The organism is Halorubrum sp. CSM-61 (assembly GCF_003781945.1).
GTDB lineage: Archaea > Halobacteriota > Halobacteria > Halobacteriales > Haloferacaceae > Halorubrum.
This window is the reverse complement of sequence record NZ_RJJW01000001.1, coordinates 337135-357136: the sequence shown is the minus strand read 5'-3', so window position 1 is coordinate 357136 and position 20002 is coordinate 337135. Positions and strand designations below refer to the sequence as shown.

The following is a 20002-nucleotide window of genomic DNA, read 5'->3' as shown; positions in this document are numbered from 1 at the left end:
GCGCGTCGCGGACGGTGGCCCTCCGCGCTCCATAGCGGAATTTTTGTAGCCTTGTACTGACGGGGTCACAAGGATGGCAGAGAGCGAGGATGAAAACGCGTTCGTCGAGTACGGTATCAATGATAAACCCCCGCTCGGGAAGTCGCTCCTGCTCGGCGCCCAGCACTACCTCACGATGGTGGGCGCGAACATCGCCGTCCCCCTCCTCCTCGCCGGCGCGATGGGAATGCCCGACGCGGTCATTCCCCGCTTCGTCGGCACGTTCTTCGTCGTGTCGGGAATCGCGACCCTCGCGCAGACGACGTTCGGAAACCGATATCCGATCGTGCAGGGAGCGCCGTTCTCGATGCTCGCGCCCGCGCTGGCGGTCATCGGCGTCGTCACGGCGAATCCGCCGGAGGGTATCGTCGCCTGGCGGGCGGCGCTCCTACAGCTTCAAGGCGCGATCATCGTCGCCGCGCTCGCCGAGGTCTCGATCGGCTATCTGGGACTCGTCGGTCGGCTGCGAAGATACCTCTCACCGGTCGTCATCGCACCTGTCATCGCGCTCATCGGCCTGTCGCTGTTCAACTCCCCCGACATCGCGACGGCCGATCAGAACTGGTGGCTCCTCGGTGTGACGCTGGTCGCCATCGTTTGGTTCTCGCAGTACCTCGGAGACGCGCACGCGATCTTCCGACTGTTCCCGGTCCTGCTCGGCATCGTCGTCGCGTGGGTGATCGCCGCGGCCCTCTCGGTGCTCGGGGTCTTCGGACCGGGCGCCCCCGGCTACGTCGACCTGGCGAGCGTCGCCGCGGCCGACCCGGTCTATCCCATCTATCCGCTCCAGTGGGGCGTCCCGAGCGTGACGCCGGCGTTCGCCATCGGGATGCTCGCCGGCGTCGCCGCCTCGATCGTCGAGTCCATCGGCGATTACCACGCCGTCGCCCGCCTCTCCGGGATGGGGGCGCCCAGCAGCGAGCGCATGAGCCACGGCATCGGCATGGAGGGACTCATGAACGTCTTCTCGGGGGTGATGGGTACCGGCGGATCGACCTCCTACTCCGAGAACATCGGCGCCATCGGCCTCACCGGCGTGGCCTCGCGCTACGTCGTCCAGCTCGGCGCCGCGCTCATGATCCTCGTCGGCTTCGTCGGCTACTTCGGCCAGCTCGTCGCCACGATCCCCGGTCCGATCATCGGCGGCCTCTACGTCGCGATGTTCGGCCAGATCATCGGCGTCGGCCTCTCGAATCTCAAATACGTCGACCTCGACTCGTCGCGAAACGTCTTCATCATCGGCATCTCGCTGTTCTCCGGGCTGGCCGTCCCGGAGTACATGCGGAGCGTCGGAAGCGCGAGCGCCCTTCAACAGGGGCTGGCCGACAGCTTCCTCGTCGGACCCCTCCTGGGTCCCGACGTCGTCGCGAACACCGTCTACGTCATCGGATCGACGGGAATGGCCGTCGGGGGGCTCGTCGCGTTCTTCCTCGACAACTCCATCGACGGGACGGCCACGGAACGCGGGCTCACCGCGTGGGAGGACGCGACCGAAGCGGACGCCGACTTCGATTCCGCTTACGAGCGGTTCTTCGGGTGAGGGACCGGTCCGCAGGGGCCGAGATCGCCGAAGCGGACCCACTCGGTGGATCGCCGGCCGGTCGCGACGAACTCGGGCGGCGGCTCCGGGACGCCGAGGCGACCCCGCGGACTCGCTTCGACCGCCCCCGCGCGATCGCGAAGCCGACGGCTGGATCTCTCGCGAAAGAACCGCAGAAACGTCGATCGGACCGAACTACAGCAGGCCGGTCTTCTGGAGCTTCATCAGGTCCTCGGTGTCGAGCGTCTCGCCCTCCTTGAACTTCTGGTAGATCTCCTCGGCCTCCTCCTTCTCCTCCTCGCGCTTCTCGGCGCGCTCGTCCTTGCGCTCCTCCTCCTCTTCCTTGTCGAGCTCGCGCAGGCGCTTCTGGACGCGCACGAAGTCCTCGTGGTGCTGGTCGGCGGCCTCCTGGGCCTCGACGAACAGCTCGTGCATCTCGTCGGCCTCGTCACGGATGTCGTCGGCCTCGCGGTAGGCCTCGATCATCTGGTTGTGGTGCTCCTGGGCCTTGTCGGCGAGCTCCGTCACCTTCTGGTGGTGCTGGGACGCCTCGGATCGGACCTCCTCGGCCTCCTCGACGAGGTCGTCGAGCTCGCTGGTGTCGTCGACCTTCTCCTTCTTCTCGGCGAGCTTCTCGCGCTTCTCGTCGATCTTCTCGATGAGCTCGCGCTCGTCCTCGGCGTCGAGGACCTCCGTCTGCTGACGGAACTCCAGGTCCTCGATCTCCTCTTTGAGCTCCTCGATGGACTTGCCGGAGCCGAGCTCCATGTCCGATTTGAGCTCCTCGACCTCGTCGAACAGCTCGTTGGCCTCGGCGTTGAGCTCGTTGCGCTTGTCCTTGTGCTCCTGGACCTGCTCGTTGAGCTCGTCGCGCTTCTCGCGGTGTTCCTGGGCCTCGTCGACCTTCTCGCGCGTCTTCGCGTTGAGGTCGTCGCGCTTGGAGGCGCGCTCGGAGGCCATCTGGTTCAGCTCGTTGCGTCGGTCTCGCAGCTGCCCGGCGCGTTTGATGAGCTGACCCTTCGACCCGTTGTCGAGGTCGTCCTCAGAAAGGTCCACGTTGTCCGCCTCGTCCATCGCCTCGATCTCGTACTGTTCGATGACTTCTTCTTTCGTTACCATTTTTTTATCTCTCCATCACCGCTCCGGGGATGGCGAGCGCTCGCCGTCGTGCGTCGAGCCGTTCACAAGAGCTCCCGTTCATTTCAGCGTGCGATCCCACCAGCGCCGGAGGCGTTCTGGTACCGGATCCTACCACCGGCCGACATATAAAGACTTCGGTGATTCGGGTGTAACCCGGTAGCACGGGCCGTATACTCCCGGATCCGTGATTATCGATCACACACTGATCGCTACGGATCAGCCCGTCTCGACCTCGTAGGAGAGCACGATCCCGTCGTCGAGCCGCTCGGTGCCGACCAGATCGAGCCGCGGGAACGACTCGGTGAGCCCATCGCCGTCGGCGAGCGTCGGCGCGTCCCGACCGCCGATCACCATCGATCCCACGTAGACGTGGAGCTCGTCGACGATCCCGGCGTCGAAACACGAGTAGATGACCTCGCCGCCCCCCTCGACCATCAGCCGGTCGATCCCGCGCTCCGCCAGCGCGTCGAGCCCCGCCGCGACGTCGACGTGGCCCCCGTCGTCGTCCCCGTCCTCGCTGTCGACGACCACGACCTCGGCGCCGGCGGCCTGGAGGGCCTCGCGGCGGTCGTCGGGCGTCGCCGGGGAGACGAGCAGGTAGGTCGTCGCCGCGTCGTCGAGGATCCGGGCGTCGGTCGGCGTCCGCCCGGTCGAGTCGACGACGACGCGGGCGGGGTTGCCGGGGCGCCCGTTCCGGAGGCGCTCGACGCGGCGGTCCTCCTCGTCGAGCGTGAGGTGCGGGTCGTCCGCGAGGACGGTCCCGACCCCGACCAACACCGCGTCCGCGGCCGCCCTGACGCGGTCGACGCGGTCGAAGTCCTCCGCCCCCGAGATCCGGAGCTGTTCCCGGCGCCGCGTCGCGAGCTTCCCGTCGACGCTCTGGGCCGCGTTGACGACGACGTGCATACGCGAGGGTCGCGCGGACGGGGAATGGTCGTTTCGGTCGCCGTCGGGTCCGTCCGCCGCAACTCGGCCCGCCCCGCTACTCGGTGACCCACAGCCACGTCGCCACGCCCGCCGCGAGCGCGAGCGCCCCGGCGAGCAGCCCGAACGCGGGCCGGAACCCCGAGGCGTCGGCGACGGCGCCCACGGTCGCGGGGGCGAGCGCGCCGGCCGCCATCAGCAGGGTGCGAACCGCGCCGAGCCCCCCGCCGGCGAGCCGGTCCGGAAGGGACTCGATCAGGTACGCCCCGCGGACGGGACGGAACCCGTGGGTCCCGAGCCCGAACGCGACGACGAGGGCGCCGAGGACGACCGGCCCCGCCTCCGCGAGGGCGACGACGCCGACGAGGGCCGCCGCCGCGAGCCCGAGCGCCGCGACCATCACCGGGAACCGGCCGAGCCGGTCCGAGAGGTCGCCGGAGACGAGCTGAACGAAGGTGACCGCGAACAGCGCGGAGTACAGCAGGTTCGCGGTGGTAGACGACAGCCCGCCCGCCTCCGAGAGGTACAGGGGGAGGAAGGCGACGGTCCCGTTGTACGCGAACGAGAAGGCGATCGTCGCGAGCGCGAACCCCGCGAGCCGCCGGTCCTCGAACAGCGCGAGGTAGTCCCGCGCGCCCGGATCCGGCTCGGTCCGCTCCGGGCCGCGGTCGGCGTCGGTCGGGAGCCGACCCGGAACGCGGAGGGAGAAGACCGCCGCCAGCGCGAGCGCGACGAGGCCCGTGCCGACGAACAGGCCCCGCCAGGTCGCTCCCGGGAGCCGCGAGAGGACTGCGGCGAGCGCGGGCGGCGCGGCGACGAAGAGCGTGACCGCCGCGGGCGCGGCCACTCCCCCGAGCGCGCCGAAGGTGTCGTGAGCGCCGAGCGCGCGCCCGGTCCGGACCGGGTACACCCGCGAGAGCAGCCGCACCGCGACCGTCTTGTGCGCGCCCGTCCCAGCGCCGATCACGAGCATCACCCCCGCGAGCACCGCGAAGGGGGTGTCGACGATAAGTGAGAGGGCGCCGACGCCCGCCACGGCCGCGCCCGCCGCGATCACCCGGACCGCGCCGACGCGGTCGGCGACCGCTCCGCTCGGGAACTGCAGGAGGGCGTAAACGGCCATGAAACCCGAGAACGCCGCGCCGACCGCCGAATTACTCACCCCGTAGCTCGCCTGCAGGGGCTCGAACAGCGGAGGGAACGCGTACCGGACGAACTTCCCGAGGAACCAGATCAGGGCCGTGAGAACGAGCACGTCGTACTCACGGACCCGGCCGAGGTTCATCGCCCGTGAGTTCCGCGGTGACGCGTATAAACGGACGGAAGCGGCCGGATGCTGCCGTCGTCGATCGGTGAGGTTCCGAGGACGGCGACGATTCGTAAACGAATGCGGTGGCGCGTGCCTCCGAGCGCCCACCGGGCGCGAGGTGCACGCGCGAGGGAGTCGCGAGCGACCGGGCGACCGAAGGGAGCCCAAGCGAGCGACGAGGCTGGGGAGGCGTGAGGCTGCGGTGCAGTTGCGGTCGGGTGGGACTCAAAGGGGCAGCCGCGAGGCGGGCGTAGACGACGTAAGGACCGCAGGAGCGAGCAACGCGAGCGACGAGGACCGCAACGAGTGTACGCCCGCCTCGCGGCTGGGGCTTTGGAGATGTTCGTCGTCGATCCTGAGTCAACCACACCGGTCCACTTCACATTCGGGGGCCGACACCGTTTTCTCGCCGACCGCCGATCCACGGATCGTGTCCGATCCAACCGCGCACCACGTCGGGATCACCGTCGACGACCTCGACCGCGCCGTCGACTTCTACACCGAGACGTTCGGCCTCGACCTCCTCTCGGAGTTCTCGGTCGGCGGCGACGCCTTCGCAGAGGCGGTCGCCGTCGAGGGCGCGTCGGCCGAGTTCGCGCACCTCGACGCCGACGGCGTCCGCATCGAACTCGTCGCGTACGACCCCGCCGCCGAGTCGACCGCCGACCCCGAACTGAACCGTCGGGGAGCGACTCACCTCGGGCTGTCCGTCGACGACGTCGACGAGTTCTACGCCGACCTCGCCGACGACGTGGAGACGCTGAGCCCGCCGCGGACGACCGAGAGCGGGACGACGATCCTGTTCGTCAGGGACCCGGAGGGGAACCTGATCGAGGTGCTCGACGCCTGAACGGCGCGACCTCGCCGCCAGATCCGTCCGCTTCCTACCGATTCGCCTCGCGCATCACGAGCAGCGACAGCGGGAGGCTCGCGGCGACGAGCCCGTACAGGCCGCCCATCAGCGGCTCGACGCCGAACTCGGGGCCGAGCAGGTAGCCGGCCGCGAACCCGATCGGGTCGAAGACGAGCGCGAAGACGAAGATCTGTCTCTCGAAGGGCTGTGCCTCGAACCAGCGGGGAAGCAGGGACATTGCGAGCGCCTATCGGCCGGTCGACACTATAAAACTCCGAGAAACTGACTGGTCGGCGGACCGCGACGCCCTCACTTCACCTTCGTCCCCGGCCCGGCGTCCTCGTAGGTCGTGAGGAGGTCGGCCTCCTCGCCGGCGGCCAGCACCATCCCGTTCGACTCGACGCCGAACAGCTCCGCCTTCTCCATGTTCGCGAGCACGACGACCTTCGTTCCGGGCAGGTCGTCGACGTCGTGGAGCCGCTTGAGCCCCGCGACGATCGTCCGGGTCTCCGCGCCGAGGTCGACGCGGAGCCGCAGGAGGTCGTCGGCGCCCTCGATGCCCTCGGCCTCCTCGATCCGGCCGATCCGGATGTCCAGTTCCTGGAAGTCGTCGAAGCCGATGCGGTCGTCGCTGAGGGGTTCGATGTCGGTCATGTCGTCGGTGGTGTCGCTCTCGTCGGTGGTGTCGCTCTCGTCGGTGGTGTCGCTCTCGTCGGTGGTGTCGCTCTCGTCGGTGGTGTCGCTCTCGCCGTCTCCGCTCTCTCCGTCGCCGTCCTCCGCGTGGTCGCCTTCCGCTTCTGCCTCCGCGACGCGCGCCTCAAGCTTCTCGTTTAACGCCTCGACGCGCTCGTCTTCGATCTGTGCGAACAGCTCCGTCGGCTCCGCGAGGTCGCCGGCGGGCCCCTCGCGGGCCGCCTCGACGGTGACCTCGTGGACGGAACCGTCCTCGCCGAGCTGCTCCCAGAGGCGCTCGGTCTTCTCGGGTGCGATCGGCTCGAACAGGACCGCGATCGCCTTCGCGATCGCGACGCAGTCGTGGATGACCTGCGCGGCCTCGTCGGGCTCGTCGTCCACGAGCTTCCACGGCTCGCTGCGCTGGATGTACTCGTTGCCGAGCCGGGCGAGGTCCGTGACCGCGTCGCCGACCGCGCGCACGGAGTAGTCGTTGACGGCGGCCTCGAACGCCTCGATCGCCTCCTCGATCGCCTCCTCGACCTCGTCGCTCGTCGCGTCCGCGATCGGCGCGTCGTCGTAGTTGCGGTGGGCGAAGAGGAGCGAGCGGTAGAGGAAGTTGCCGACGGTCCCCACGAGCTCGGTGTTGACGCGATCGCGGAACTTCTCCCACGAGAAGTCCACGTCCTGCTGGAACCCGCCGTTGGTCGCGAGGTAGTAGCGCAGCGGGTCGGGGTGGAACCCCTCGTCGAGGTACTCGTCGGCCCAGACCGCGCGGTCGCGGCTCGTGGAGAACCCCTTGCCGCCGAGGGTGACGAAGCCGGACGCCATCACGGCGCGCGGCTCGGCGTACCCCGCCCCGCGGAGCATCGCGGGCCAGAAGATCGTGTGGTGCTGGATGATGTCGCGGCCGATGACGTGAACCAGCTCGCCGCCGCCCGCCGCGGGCTCGGACGGGTCGTCGGGGGTTTCGGTCGCCTTCCAGGCGGCCTCCCAGTCGAAGACGTCCGCGCCGACGCGGTCGGAGTACTGCTTCGTCGAGGCGACGTACTCGACCGGCGCGTCGACCCAGACGTAGAGGACCAGGTCCGAACGCTCGTCGTCCGGGTAGTCGACGCCCCAGTCCATGTCGCGGGTGATACACCAGTCTCGGAGGCCGTCCTCGATCCACTCGCGGGGCTGGTTCTGGGCGTTCGCCGTCCCCTCGAGCCGGTCGAGGAACCCCGAGAGGTAGTCGGCGAACTCCGAGACGTTGAGGAACTTGTGCGTCCGGTCGCGGTACTCCGCCGGGTTACCCGTGATCGCGGAGACGGGGGACTCGATCTCGCCGGGCTCGAGGTGGCGGCCGCACCCCTCGTCGCACTCGTCGCCGCGGGCGTGCTCGCCGCAGTACGGGCAGGTCCCTTCGACGTAGCGGTCCGGGAGCGGGATCTCCTCCGCGGTGTCCCACGCGACGGGGATCTCCTTCTCGTAGACGAGGTCCTCCTCGATCCACGACCGGACGAACTCCCGTGTCAGCTCCGTGTTCGTCTCGTCGTGGGTGTGGCCGTAGTTGTCGAACTCGACGTTGAACTTCGGGAACGTCGCGGCGTACTGCTCGTGCCAGTCGAGCGCGAACTCCTCGGGGGAGACCCCCTCCTGCTCGGCGTTGACCGCGACGGGGGTGCCGTGCATGTCCGAGCCGGAGACGAACGCGGTCTCCTGCCCGAGCCGTTCGAGCGCGCGCCGGTACACGTCGCCGCCGACGTAGGTGCGGAGGTGGCCGATGTGGAGGTCGCCGTTTGCGTACGGCAGTCCACAGGTCACCACCGCCGGGTCGTCGGTGGGGAAGTCGTCGTGGCTCATGTGGTGTGTATCGAAGTGTCGTGGATACGGGCCTAAAGCCCGCTGGTTCGGGGCCGTCGCCGGAGGGCGCCGTCGCGAGCGTCGATCGCTTGCACGCGACTACCGGGAAGACGGACCGGGCGCTACGGAGAGGCGACGGGGTTCGCCGCGGCGTCGGCGCCGGCCGCGCTACCGGCCCTCGGCGACGCGACGGGTCCGCCCGCCGCTAGGAGAGGCGCATCCGCATATCGAAGCGCCCGCACCTGGGCATGCGCGCCGGTTCGAGGAGTTCGGACTAAAAGGCGTCGGGTGATCGGATCACAGCAGTCCGCGGACGATCCGCGCCGCGTCCGCCGCGGTCGGCGCGAGCACGTAGACGATGGGCTCGACGCCGACCGCGCCCGTCTGGTAGAGCACGAGGGTCTCGTCGCCGCCCGAGCGCTCGACGCCCGCGACCGCGTCGGCGACCGCTTCCCGGGTCGGGCGCTCCGGGTCGAACTCCACGGTCGGATGCGACTCTGCGAGCGCCTCGACAGTCTCGGGCGCGTACCGGACGTTCACGGCGCCGCGGGCGGTCGCGCCCGCCTCGCGCGCGGCGAGCAGGACCGTCGCGACGTGCTCGCTCACGCCGAACTCGGGCTCGCCCGGCACCATCGCCTGCCCCTTCACGTCGACGAGGCGACCGGGCACGGCCGCCACGTCGTCGATCGTCCGCGCGTTGTCGAGGCACTCGGCGACATTGGCGCCGACGTCCGGGATGAGGCCGGCGAAGCCGGAGGCGTTCGTCAGGGTGCGGAGCCCGCGACGGACAGAGGAGAGGACGCGCTCGCGCTCGCGGAGCCCGCTGTCCGGGTCGTGGACCGAGAACTCCACCTCGGCGTCGGCGAGCGCGGGCATCGCCTCCTCGTGGAGGTCCGCGAGCAGGTCGCCCTCCTCCAGCCGGCGGATCAGCACCTCGATCTCGACGAGCGCCGCGACCGGGGTCATCTCCCCCGCCGCGAGCCCCTCGCCCACGCGTTCCACGAGCTCGCGGACGCGCTCGTCGGCGACGATCCGGTCGTGGCGGGCCACGTCGCCGTGGGCGTACTTCGAGACGGCCGACTGGGAGATGCCGAGCGCGTCGGCGACCTCGCGCTGGGTGAAGCCGCGGTCGCGGAGGTCCTCCGCCAGCATCGAGCGCACCGTCGGGAGGAACTCCTCGACGACGACCTCCTCGACGAACTTCATCGCCGTCCCCCCGCGGCGCCGGACTCGGCGCCCTCCCCGCCGTCTTCGCCTCCGTCGCCTTTGAACTCCGGATCGGCGCCGATCCGGGAGGCCTGCGGGCCGTCTTGGTCCTGGTACTTCGAGCCGCGTTCCGTCCCGTACGGGCGGTTCGCGGGCGACTTGAGCTCCGTGAAGATGAGCTGCGAGACCCGCATCCCGGGGGTGAGCGCGACGGGAGCGGTGCCGAGGTTCGACAGTTCGAGCGTGATCTGTCCCTTGTACCCCGGATCGACGATCCCCGCGGTGGCGTGGATGACGATCGCGAGCCGCCCGAGCGAGGACCGGCCCTGGACGGTCGCGAGCAGGTCCGGCGGGATCTCGACGCGCTCCGTGGTGGTTCCGAGCACGAAGTCGCCCGGATGGAGGATGAACTCCTCGCCCTCGGGGACCCGCGTCTCCGTGACGTACTCGCCGACCTCGTCGGCCTCGGTCGGGTGGATACAGGGGATGTTCGTGCGCTGGAACTCTAAGAATCGCTCGCCGAGCCGGAGGTCGACGCTCGCGGGCTGGACCTGCTGGTCGACGTCGTCGAGCGGCTCGACCACGAGGTCCCCCTCCGCGAGGCGGTCGAGGATGTCCGCGTCCGAGAGGATCATGTCGGGAGAGGGGCTCCGGCCGGGTTAAAAACTCCCGAATCGACGGACGCCCGCGAAGTCGGAGCGAATCCGGTCCTTCGCTCGCCGACCCTCACACCGCCGCGAGCAGGAACCCGAGCAGCGCGAGGACGCCCGCGACCGCGCCGGCGACCGCTCGGTCGAGGTCGTGATACGCCTCCAGCCCGCCGACGACCACGACCCACTGGACCGCGATCACGACCGCCGAGGCGCCCAGGAGCGGCCCTTCCATCGCGGCGATCGCCGCGACGATCTGGTTCGCGATCGCCTCGATCGTGGTCCCGTCGACCGTCGTCGTCGCGAGCGCGTACCAGATAGCGGCGAGCCCGGCGACCAGCCGTGCCAGCTCCGCCGCGAGCGCCCACGCCGCGATCGCGAACGAGTCGCCGAGGGAGCCGGCGCCGCCCGCGACGCGCGCCCCGCCGTGGAGCGCGAGCGCGAATATCACCCACCAGATCGGCACCCCGATCACCGCGTAGCCGACGTACTCGCCCGACGCGTCCCGGAGCTCCTCGCCCACGTCCACGTCGATCCGCTCAGGTCGGTCGCACCGCTCGGCGAACAGCGAGTCGTCCTCTTCGCCGAACGTCTCGCAGGTCGTCTCCGGCGGGCGGTCGGGGTTGTCGACCGTCACCTCGCGGTCGATCGTCGCGTCGAAGGCGGCGCCGAGCGCGACGATCCCGAGGGCCGTGGCGAGGGTGACCAACACGACGACGACCACTGCGAGGCCTCCACCGCCCGGCTTGAGCCGGCGGAAGCCGGCGCGCGAGCGATCGAGGAGGCCACCGACGAGTCTGGAGAGCGGGGCGAGCAGGGAGGGCATTGGCGGGATATTCGCGAGATCCGACAAGTGTCTTGTCCATCGAACGGTTCGAGGCCGAGACTGACCGCGTCTATTTATAAATACTACCGCGGTGGCGCGTGCCTCCGAGCGCCCTGATAAGGGCGCGAGGAGCACCGCGCGAGGGAGTCGCTGGCGGCGACAGCCGCCAGCGACGAGGCTGGGGAGGCGTGAGGTGCGGTGCTGTGCGGGGCGGGACTCAAAGGGGCAGTCGCGAGGACGAAGCACGGCGACGGAAGCACTGCAGGGAGCGAGCAACGCGAGCGACCGAAGCGCGCAGCGAGCCGCGCGAGTCCTCGCGGCTGGGGCTTTGGCGGTGTTCGCCATCGATCCGTCGTCAACCGCTTATTAGTACCGTCCGGCCGAACCCCCACGTAATGAGCCGCAACGACGAGGTCGCCGGTCTCTTGGAGGAGTTCGCCGACCGGCTCGAAGCGACCGGCGTCGAGTACAAGCCGACCGCCTACCGCCGCGCCGCGGAGAACGTCCGCGAGCACACCGCGCCGATCGAGAACCTCGCGGGGGAGGGAGAGGACGCGGTCGCCGAGATCGACCGCGTCGGCGACGCGATCGCCGCGAAGATCGTCGAGTACTTCGAGACCGGCGAGATCGAGGAGCTGGAGGAACTCCGCTCGGAGCTGCCCGCCGAAATCGAGGCGCTCACCGCGGTCGAGGGCGTCGGCCCGAAGACGGTCGGCAGCCTCTACGAGGCGCTCGGGATCACCACCCTCGACGAACTGGAGGCGGCGGCCGAGGCCGGCGAGATCCGGGAGGTCTCGGGGTTCGGCGCCAAGACCGAGGAGAACATCCTCGACAACATCCCGTTCGCGCGCGAGGCGCGGAAGCGCACCCGCCTCGGCGACGCCCGGCCGGTGGCGGACGCCGCGCTCGCCTACCTCGACGACCTCGACGCGGTCGCGTCGGTCGAGGTCTGCGGCTCGATCCGACGCTGGAAGGACACCATCGGCGATATCGATCTGCTCGTCGCCAGCGAGGCGCGCGAGCCGATCGTGGAGGCGTTCACGGAGTGGCCCGAGGCCGACGCGACGATCGAGGCCGGCACCGGGAAGGCCAGCGTCCGCGCGAGCGGCACCCGGGTGGACCTCCGGATCGTGGACGGCGAGGAGTTCGGCGCCGCGCTCCAGTACTTCACCGGCTCGCGCGCGCACAACGTGGCGGTCCGCAACCGAGCGATCGACCGGGACCTGAAGCTCAACGAGTACGGGCTGTTCGACGTGAGCGGCGTCGACGACCCCGACGCGGGCCAGCGCGTCGGCGAGCGCGTCGCGGGCGAGACCGAGGACGGCGTCTACGAGGCGCTCGACATGGACCCCGTACCGCCCGAACTCCGCGAGGACAACGGCGAGGTCGCGGCTGCCGCGGCGGGCGACCTCCCCGACCTCGTGGAGACCGAGGAGCTCCGCGGCGATCTCCACACCCACACCGACTGGTCGGACGGCGGGTTCTCGATCGCCGAGATGATCGAGGCGGCCGCGGAGCGCGGGTACGACGTGCACGCGGTCACCGACCACGCCGACGGGCCGGGGATCTTCGGTAACACCGGGCTCGACGAGGCCGAGATCGCGGCGCAGGCCGACGCGGTCGCGGAGGCGGCTGCGGAGGCGTCGGCCGGCGTCGACGTCCTCCACGGCGTCGAGGCCAACATCGACGCCGAGGGAGCGATCACCACCGACGACGAGACGCTCGCCGACCTCGACATCGTCGTCGCCTCGCCGCACTCGGCGCTGGGGCAGGACGCCGACGCCGCCACGGAGCGGCTGATCCGGGCGGTCGAACACCCGCACGTCGACGTGCTCGGCCACCCGACCGGCCGGATCATCAACAGCCGGCCCGGTATCGCGCCCGACGTGGAGGCCGTGGTCGAGGCGGCCGCGGCCGCGGGCACCGCGATCGAGGTGAACGCGAACCCGGCCCGGCTCGACGCCGACGGCGACACGGTCCGGGCCGCGATCGACGCGGGCGCGACGATCGCCGTCGACACCGACGCGCACGCGCCCCGCGAGCTCGATAACGCCCGGTACGGGGTCCACACCGCCCGACGCGGCTGGGCCGAAACGGCGGACGTGCTCAACGCGCGATCGCCCGAGGAGATCCGGGCGTTCCTCGACGACTGACTCTCCGGGCGTTCCTCGACGACTGACCCTCTCCGGTCGCCCCGCTCTCCCCGCCCGCCCCCGAGCGAAACCGGTTTGCCCGCGACTCGCCTACGGGCTCGCAATGGACCGCGAGCAGGCCGTCGCCCGGCTGGAGACCCTCGTCGACCGCGTCGAACGCGAGACCATGCCGGTCCCCGTCCGCGAGGTGTGGGCCTTCGGCGACGTGGCGCTCGGGCTCGACCCGGTCGAGCGGCTCGACGTCTACCTCACGAAGGACGTGATCATGGGCGGTGACAGCGAGGCGGCCGCCGACTTCGAGTCCGAGTACGGCGTCAAGGGGGTCGGGACCTCCGTGCGCGCCGAGTGGGCCGAGGCGCACCCGGACCGCGTGCGCGCGAGCGACAACGGGTACGCCGCGCCCGAGAAGTGTCTCGCGGCCGAGCTCGTTGCTGATGAGGAGCCGATCCACCTCGAAGTGTGCAACGCGAGCTTCGAGGACAACGTGCGCCAGCGCCTGAAGGGCGCGCTCGCCCGCGACGCCTACGAGGAGGTACTCGACCCCCGCGGGGTCTGTCTGTGGGTCGACGGCACCCGCGACGAGGAGGCGTTCGACCGGCTGCGCGAGGCCTCGCTCGCGATGCCGACGCTCCCCGCCGCGCTCGGCATGCTCGGCGCCGACGAGGACGTGGCCCGCGAGGCCGCGGACGTGCTCAAGCGGCAGCGAGCCGAGCAGGAGGGGGCGTCGGTGCGCGGCGATATGGTGTGAGTCGGTGCGGGAGTACGTAACGCAGATCGGTGGCGGAGATACGGTATTTAACCGATCGCGGGCGACAGCAATGATTGCTTATAAAGAGCGGTGCAGTGGCGCGTGCCTCCGAGGCCGCTTCGCGGCCGAGGAGCACCGCGCGAGGGAGTCAGTCGCCGGAGCGCAGCGGAGGTGACTGACGAGGCTGGGGAGGCGTGAGGCGCGGGACGGTTGCGGTCGGGGCGGGACTCAAAGGGGCAGCCGTGGAGCGGACGCAGGTGACGTAAGCACCGCAGGGAGCGAGTGAAACGAGCGACTGAGGAGCGCAGCGAGCGTGCGTCCGCTCCACGGCTGGGGCTTTGGCGGTGGTCGCCGTCGATCCGCAGTCGCCGATTTATAAGCGAGCGACTGGGGCTATGTCGGCCTTCACCGCAACGTCGCCGTTTGCTTATCACTCACATTACCCGTCCCACGGTCACGTCGAAGGGGACGCGCTCGACGCGCTCGTACTCGCCCGCCTCGATCTCGCCGACCACTTCTCTCCCCATCTCGCGCCACCGCCGCCGCAGGTCGTCGTACTCCCGTTCGGAGGTCGCCGCGATAAGCTCCTCGCGGTGGTCGGCCAGCCCCGCGCCCGAGGCCTTCCGCGCCGCGGCGGTCAGCGCCGGTTCCGCGTACGGGGCCGCGACCCGCTTCTCGTGGACGTATCGACGGGTCCGAATGTCTTCCATCCCCGCCGCCGCGAACGCCTCGCGGACGCGGTCGCCGAGCGCCACGTCGGTGTCGACCCCCTCGAGATACGCCCCCCGCGCCTCCCGCTCTAAGCGCTCCTCGCTCGCGACGCTCGAGGAGACCGTCACGTCGGCGTTGTCGGGCTCGATCGCGGCGACCAGATCCGAGGAGACCCGCGCGAACTCCCGGACCGCGACGACCGGGTCGGGGAGGTTGATGAGGAGGGCCTGACACACCGCCAGATCGACGGCGTCGTCGGGGAGAGGGAGCCGCGTCGCGTCGCCGACGACGTACGGCAGCCCGGTCTCCTCGCGGGCGACTCGCAGGAGGTCCGGGTCCGCGTCGACGCCGATCACGGTCGCGTCGGGGCCCGTCTCCGCGTCGAGGACGCGGGTCAGCTCGCCGGTGCCGCAGCCGACGTCGAGGACGCGGCGGCGGTTCGACAGGTCGAGGTCAGCGAGGGCTGCCCGGCCGTCGGTCCACATCCCGCGGCGGGTGTGTTCGAGGTACTCCGCGGAGAAGCGTCGCACGCCCCCGCGTTCGGTGCAGGGGAGAATAAACGTACGGAACTCAGTCGTCCGGGAGCGGTCGTCGCCTCACTCCGCGTCGTCCGTTTTGCCGCCGTCGCCGTCGTCATCCCCACCCATCCCCGCGAGGTCCGCGAGGAGCGCGGCGGTGACCCCGGCGCAGTAGCCGACGAACGCCCCGCTCAGCCCGACGAGCGCAAACGACATCGTCACCCCGCCGAGCGGCGCGTCGCCGCCCCCGACGCCGGGAACGCCGAACACGGTGCCGACGACCACGAGGCCGGCGAACACGAGGGCCGGAACGACCCCAACCGTCAGACACGCCGGGCCGCCGCAGCGGGCGTACGCGCCGGCCGCCGCGATCGGCGCCGGGGCGTAGAACACCAGTAGCGGAATGAGTCGATCGGTCACCGTCGCCGCGATCCGGATGTCCGCGAGGTCGGCGATGACCGCGACCGCCAGCGCCAGCGCCACGAGGCCGGCGAACCCCCCGACCATCGTGAGGGCCAACCGGCGTCGCTGCCCGATGAGCAGCGCTTTCGTGGTGGTCATAGCCGTGGATCGAAGCTCCGAGTATATAAAGGCGCGTCGGACACTTTTAAGCGAGGCGACGGATTCGCGCCGATTCTCCCCGTGACGGCCCGCGTCGCTCTGCCTCGCCCGAGCCTCAGTCCGCCCGCAGCTCGCGGACGCGGTCGATGTTCCACGCGAAGCTCTTCCCGTCCTCGGTCGGCGTCTCCAGCGCCAGCGGCACGTCCGAGAGATCCGGGTGGTTGAGGAACCGCTCCATCCCGTCCTCGCCGATGAGGCCCTCGCCGATGTGAGCGTGCTCGTCCTTGTGGGTGCCGCAGGCGTGCTTCGAGTCGTTGAGGTGGACGTACCTCAGGTGCTCTAACCCGACCACGTCGTCGAACTCCGCGATCGTCTGATCGACCGCCTCGGGCGTCGAGAGGTCGTAACCGGCCGCGAACGCGTGGGCGGTGTCGACGCAGACGTCGATGTCCGTCTCCGTGCGGTCGATGACGCCCGCGAGGTGTTCGAACTCGCCGCCGAGCTTCGTGCCCGCGCCCGCGTCGCTCTCGATCAGGATCGTGACCCCGTCGGGCACGTCGAGCTCGTCGATCACCGACGCCGCGTTGTCGAGCCCGCCCTCGACGCCCGCCCCCGTATGCGCGCCGAGGTGGACGTTGACGTACGGAATGCCGAGCTGATCGGCCGCGTTGACCTCCTTCTGCATCGAGTCGAGCGACTTCTCGCGGAGCCCCTCTTTGGGCGTACAGAGGTTGACGAGGTACGAAGTGTGGATCACCCACGGCCCCTCCAGGTCGCGTGCGGTGCCCTCGCGGAACCGCTCGGCCTCCTCGTCGCCGATGTTCGGGTCCTGCCACACCTGCGGGGAGTGGGTGAATATCTGTCCGCAGTTGCCGCCGACTTCGACCTGATTCGCGACCGCGTTGTCCACGCCGCCGGCGATAGAGACGTGAGCGCCGACCTTGAGGCTCATACCCTCTCCACACGAGCACCGGAAAAAGCCCCTTCGAAACCGGTCGCGACTCGTCGGTCCGCGATCGCTCCGCGCGACGACGCTCGTCTCAGTCTCCGCCCCCGCCCTCGTTCCCGGGACGCGTTCGGACCCAGTCCTCGTCCCGGTACTTGGTCTCGACGAGCTCCTTCGCCCGCCGAAGCTCCGCGTCGGTCCACGAGCCGTCGCGGTCGAGGGCGACCGTCTCGCTTCCGTCGCCCCCCTCGCGGTCGCCGTCGCCCCCGCGACCGCTTCCCTCCCCCACCACCCACGCGACGAGCGCCGCCTCCACCGCCGCCACCGCGTCCTCTCGATCGATATCGCCGAGCTCGTCCATCCCGACGACCCGATCGCGGAACTGGGTCGGCGTCACCGGTGAGTCCGCGAACGTTCCGAGATGGCGTTCCGCTTCGACCGAGAACGTCAGCGAACCGTGCTGGATCACGGCGTCCCGCTTTCGGTACTGGGCGTTGCCGGCGATCTTCCGACGATCGCCGCGGCTGCCGGTGTCGCCGGAGTCGCCGCGATCCCCGGAGTCGCCCGCCACCACGTCGTGTGCCGGATGCAGTTCCCGCAGGTAGCAGGCGGGGTGGTACAGCTCCGGCATCGACTCCTCGACGTAGTCGGCGTCGATCCCGAGCCGGTCGAACGCGTCGAGGACGGGCTCACAAAGCAGGTGATAGCAGTCGAGCAGCTCGCCCGGCACGTCGGCGGCCGGGACCGCGATCGAGTATGCGACGTCGCCGCGCGCGTCGTGGTAGATCCCGCCGCCGCCGGTCTGGCGCCGGGTCACGTCGATCCCCTCGCGCTCGCAGAACGCCCAGTCGACCGTCTCCGGGTCCTGTCGGTACCCGAGGGTGAGACAGCTCGGCTCCCACCGGTACGTCCGCACGGTGGCCGGGCCGCCGGCGGCCGCCGTCTCCGCCGCGACCTCGTCGAGCGCCATCTGCATCGGTCCCGGCCGCGACTCCTCGCGGATCAGCCGCCAGTCCCCCGCCGGCGCGGTCACCGCCGACCACCCGTACTCCGCGCTCGCCGCTCTCCTCCCGCCTGCGCTCCGTCCGCGTGCATACCTCCCACGTCGACGCCCCGGCCGAAAGCGGTTGCGTTCGGGGAGTCGCGACCGCCCGATACCGCCTCTCGATCGATTTGATATCGCATAATGAGATTTATCTACTGCTCACCGAACGCGCGTCCCTTTTAGGAATCGCCGGAGTAGGGGCGCGTATGGTTCGAAACGTCGCCGGCGACATGGCCGAGCTCGACCCCGAGGACTTCTATCTCCTCTCGGGCGTCGAGCAGGGGATGCGCTTCTCCGAGTGGGTCCGCCGGGACAAGATCCCCGACTACGCCGACCTGACGCGCGAGGAGGTCGACTACCGGATCGACCGGTGTCTCGACCGCGAGCTGATCGAACGGAAGACGATCCAGTACGAGGGGTACCAGCTCACCTTCGAGGGGTACGACGCCCTGGCGCTCCGCACCTTCTCCGAGCGCGAGACCATCGACGGCGTGGGCTCGCCCCTGGGGTTCGGCAAGGAGGGAGACGTCTACGAGGCCCAGTCGTTCAAGCCGCTCGCCTTGAAGTACCACCGCGAGGGGTACACCAACTTCCGCGAGGTGAACCGCGAACGCGAGTACACCGCCGACCGGGACCACGTCTCGTGGCTGTACACCGCGCGCAAGGCGGCCGAGCGCGAGTACGAGGCGATGGAGGCGCTGTACCCCGACGTGTCGGTGCCGCGGCCGGTCGATCACAACCGCCACGCCATCGTGATGGACAAGTTCGACGGCGTCGAGCTCGCGCGCGCGAAACTCGAACCCGAGCAGGCGATCGGCGTCCTCGATCTGGTCCTCCGCGAGCTGGTCACCGCCTACGACCTCGGATGGGTCCACGCGGACATGTCCGAGCACAACGTCGCGGTCGCGGAAAGCGGGATCACGATCTTCGACTGGCCGCAGGCGGTCCCCGTCGACCACGAGAACGCCCGCGAGTTCCTCGAACGTGACGTCGAGAATCTCCTCCGGTACTTCGGGCGGAAGTACCCCCACGAAGTGCCGCGCGACGCCGACACGGAGGCCATCGCGGCCGTCGTCGCCGACGGCTCGTTCGAGACGATTCGGGCGTTCGGCGTCGAATAAATCTCATACCGCGATATCGAATCGACATCTCATCGAAGCCCTAGCGCTACGGGAGAGCTCTGTCACAAACCGTAGTACCGGCCGAGACGTTCGCAACGGGGCTTCACAGAGGGAGACGTCGAGCGATCGAGTCAGTTCGGCTCCGATTTCCAGCTCCAGAGCCCGACCGAGACGAGTATCACACCGAGGAGAACGAAGACGAGCCACTGGACGGTCCACTCTTCCCCGAACGGGAAGAGGCTGACGAGGCCGGTCGCCTGAAGGAGGCCGACGACGACCAAAATGGTCGCGACGATCGAAACCGCGGCCACCCGGATGAACCCCTTGGCCACCACTTCTCCTTCCTCCCGCTGCTCCGCTTCGGTGGTTGAAGGCGTTTTCTCAGGTTCGTTCCTTTTATCTGACATAAAATGGATCGTTTCACACTACGAACCAGACGCTGATAAGTATTCGGCCGGACACGTGGGCAGTGGTCGGACGAGCACTGAAGCTGTGGCGTTGTGTTCCGGGGTACTATACCTGGAAACGGTCGGTATAGTGGTCATTCGCGCGATATCATCTCGGAATTTGAAAAGCGAGACGGACCACCGCAGTCGTCGATGGCTTTCCGTTCCGGTTCGGTTTGGTTAGCTTTCTGTTTCTAGTACAATCTCGTTTCTTTATATATCGACAGCGGTCGCGTTACTGACACGCGCTCTGGATCCGTAACCACTTTATATTTTTAGGGTAGCCTAAAACCATGGCGCACGTCGGCGAACCGGGGTCCACGCGGACGGCCCGGTACCTCCTCGCGCTGTACATCGCGGAGCACCGGGCGTCGCCGCCGATCTCGCCCGGTCGGATCGCCGGGATGCTCGACCGCTCCCCGGCGGCGACGACGGAGATGCTCCAGCGGCTCGCGTCCGACGGGCTCGTCGATCGCGAGCCGTACGAGGGGGCGACGCTCACCGAGGCCGGCCGAGCGCGCGCGGGGGATCTCCACGAGACGTACGTCGCGCTGTCGTGGTTCTTCCGCGACGTGCTCGACCTCGACGCGTACGAGCGCGAGGCGATGGAGATGGCCGGACTGGTCAGTCCCGCGGTCGCCGAACGGCTGGCCCGCCTGCTGTTCGAAGACCTCGACGTCGACACCGACGCCTCGCCCGACGACCTCGGCGTCCCGCCGACGCACGCGGAGTGACCCGGGACCGCGACG

At 69.7% G+C, this 20002-nt stretch carries 19 protein-coding genes; 6 read left to right on the top strand and 13 right to left on the bottom strand.

What is annotated here, in order from left to right; translation table 11 throughout:
• The first annotated feature begins 73 nt into the window (after positions 1-73).
• Positions 74-1579, top strand: a complete 1506-nt coding sequence (locus tag EDM04_RS01860) for a uracil-xanthine permease family protein (RefSeq protein ID WP_123619473.1) — start codon at positions 74-76, stop codon at positions 1577-1579.
• A gap of 195 nt (positions 1580-1774) precedes the next feature.
• Here the strand turns inward: EDM04_RS01860 and EDM04_RS01855 are convergent, their stop codons facing one another.
• From EDM04_RS01855 to EDM04_RS01845, 3 genes are all read right to left on the bottom strand, one after another.
• Positions 1775-2698, bottom strand: a complete 924-nt coding sequence (locus EDM04_RS01855) for a coiled-coil protein (RefSeq protein WP_123619472.1) — start codon at positions 2696-2698, stop codon at positions 1775-1777.
• 237 nt (positions 2699-2935) lie between these two features.
• Positions 2936-3625 (bottom strand): 2,5-diamino-6-(ribosylamino)-4(3H)-pyrimidinone 5'-phosphate reductase, encoded by a 690-nt coding sequence (locus EDM04_RS01850; RefSeq protein ID WP_123619471.1) that lies wholly within the window; start codon positions 3623-3625, stop codon positions 2936-2938.
• Positions 3626-3701: 76 nt separating this feature from the next.
• Complete coding sequence (locus EDM04_RS01845) at positions 3702-4928, bottom strand: MFS transporter (protein WP_123619470.1); 1227 nt, start codon at positions 4926-4928, stop codon at positions 3702-3704.
• 454 nt (positions 4929-5382) lie between these two features.
• Between EDM04_RS01845 and EDM04_RS01840 the strand changes: the two genes are divergently transcribed.
• Positions 5383-5802 (top strand): VOC family protein, encoded by a 420-nt coding sequence (locus tag EDM04_RS01840; RefSeq protein ID WP_123619469.1) that lies wholly within the window; start codon positions 5383-5385, stop codon positions 5800-5802.
• Between the two features lie 34 nt (positions 5803-5836).
• Here the strand turns inward: EDM04_RS01840 and EDM04_RS01835 are convergent, their stop codons facing one another.
• The 5 genes from EDM04_RS01835 to EDM04_RS01815 all read right to left on the bottom strand — a co-directional run bounded on the left by EDM04_RS01835 (position 5837) and on the right by EDM04_RS01815 (position 11004).
• Entirely contained in the window at positions 5837-6043 is a 207-nt protein-coding gene (locus EDM04_RS01835; RefSeq protein ID WP_123619468.1) for a hypothetical protein, read from the bottom strand.
• A 71-nt stretch (positions 6044-6114) separates the two neighbouring features.
• Positions 6115-8322, bottom strand: a complete 2208-nt coding sequence (gene metG / locus EDM04_RS01830; RefSeq protein ID WP_123619467.1) for a methionine--tRNA ligase — start codon at positions 8320-8322, stop codon at positions 6115-6117.
• Positions 8323-8619: 297 nt separating this feature from the next.
• Positions 8620-9528 carry a thiamine-phosphate synthase family protein gene (locus EDM04_RS01825; protein WP_123619466.1) on the bottom strand — a complete coding sequence of 303 codons (909 nt, stop codon included), beginning with the start codon at positions 9526-9528 and terminating at the stop codon, positions 8620-8622.
• Entirely contained in the window at positions 9525-10163 is a 639-nt protein-coding gene (gene dcd, locus EDM04_RS01820) for a dCTP deaminase (RefSeq protein ID WP_123619465.1), read from the bottom strand. Before dcd ends, EDM04_RS01825 begins: the two co-directional genes overlap by 4 nt.
• Positions 10164-10254: 91 nt before the next feature.
• Positions 10255-11004, bottom strand: a complete 750-nt coding sequence (locus tag EDM04_RS01815; protein ID WP_123619464.1) for a YIP1 family protein — start codon at positions 11002-11004, stop codon at positions 10255-10257.
• Positions 11005-11399: 395 nt separating this feature from the next.
• Between EDM04_RS01815 and polX the strand changes: the two genes are divergently transcribed.
• Both polX and EDM04_RS01805 read left to right on the top strand, forming a co-directional pair.
• Positions 11400-13157 carry a DNA polymerase/3'-5' exonuclease PolX gene (gene polX / locus EDM04_RS01810; protein ID WP_123619463.1) on the top strand — a complete coding sequence of 586 codons (1758 nt, stop codon included), beginning with the start codon at positions 11400-11402 and terminating at the stop codon, positions 13155-13157.
• Between the two features lie 103 nt (positions 13158-13260).
• A complete protein-coding gene (locus tag EDM04_RS01805; protein ID WP_123619462.1) occupies positions 13261-13905 on the top strand; it encodes a hypothetical protein in 645 nt (214 codons plus the stop codon).
• A gap of 434 nt (positions 13906-14339) precedes the next feature.
• Here EDM04_RS01805 and EDM04_RS01800 read toward each other — a convergent pair whose 3' ends face one another.
• From EDM04_RS01800 to EDM04_RS01785, 4 genes are all read right to left on the bottom strand, one after another.
• Entirely contained in the window at positions 14340-15146 is an 807-nt protein-coding gene (locus tag EDM04_RS01800; protein WP_123619461.1) for a class I SAM-dependent methyltransferase, read from the bottom strand.
• A 66-nt stretch (positions 15147-15212) separates the two neighbouring features.
• Positions 15213-15695 (bottom strand): hypothetical protein, encoded by a 483-nt coding sequence (locus EDM04_RS01795; protein ID WP_123619460.1) that lies wholly within the window; start codon positions 15693-15695, stop codon positions 15213-15215.
• A gap of 115 nt (positions 15696-15810) precedes the next feature.
• A complete protein-coding gene (locus tag EDM04_RS01790; RefSeq protein WP_123619459.1) occupies positions 15811-16647 on the bottom strand; it encodes a deoxyribonuclease IV in 837 nt (278 codons plus the stop codon).
• Positions 16648-16735: 88 nt separating this feature from the next.
• Complete coding sequence (locus tag EDM04_RS01785) at positions 16736-17674, bottom strand: biotin/lipoate A/B protein ligase family protein (protein WP_123619458.1); 939 nt, start codon at positions 17672-17674, stop codon at positions 16736-16738.
• 218 nt (positions 17675-17892) lie between these two features.
• Here EDM04_RS01785 and EDM04_RS01780 point away from each other — a divergent pair, with 218 nt between their 5' ends.
• Positions 17893-18807 carry a serine/threonine-protein kinase RIO2 gene (locus EDM04_RS01780; RefSeq protein WP_123619457.1) on the top strand — a complete coding sequence of 305 codons (915 nt, stop codon included), beginning with the start codon at positions 17893-17895 and terminating at the stop codon, positions 18805-18807.
• 131 nt (positions 18808-18938) lie between these two features.
• Here the strand turns inward: EDM04_RS01780 and EDM04_RS01775 are convergent, their stop codons facing one another.
• Positions 18939-19214, bottom strand: a complete 276-nt coding sequence (locus EDM04_RS01775; RefSeq protein ID WP_123619456.1) for a hypothetical protein — start codon at positions 19212-19214, stop codon at positions 18939-18941.
• Positions 19215-19546: 332 nt separating this feature from the next.
• Here EDM04_RS01775 and EDM04_RS01770 point away from each other — a divergent pair, with 332 nt between their 5' ends.
• Positions 19547-19987, top strand: coding sequence for a metal-dependent transcriptional regulator (locus EDM04_RS01770; RefSeq protein WP_123619455.1), 441 nt, complete (start codon positions 19547-19549; stop codon positions 19985-19987).
• Positions 19988-20002: the final 15 nt, after the last annotated feature.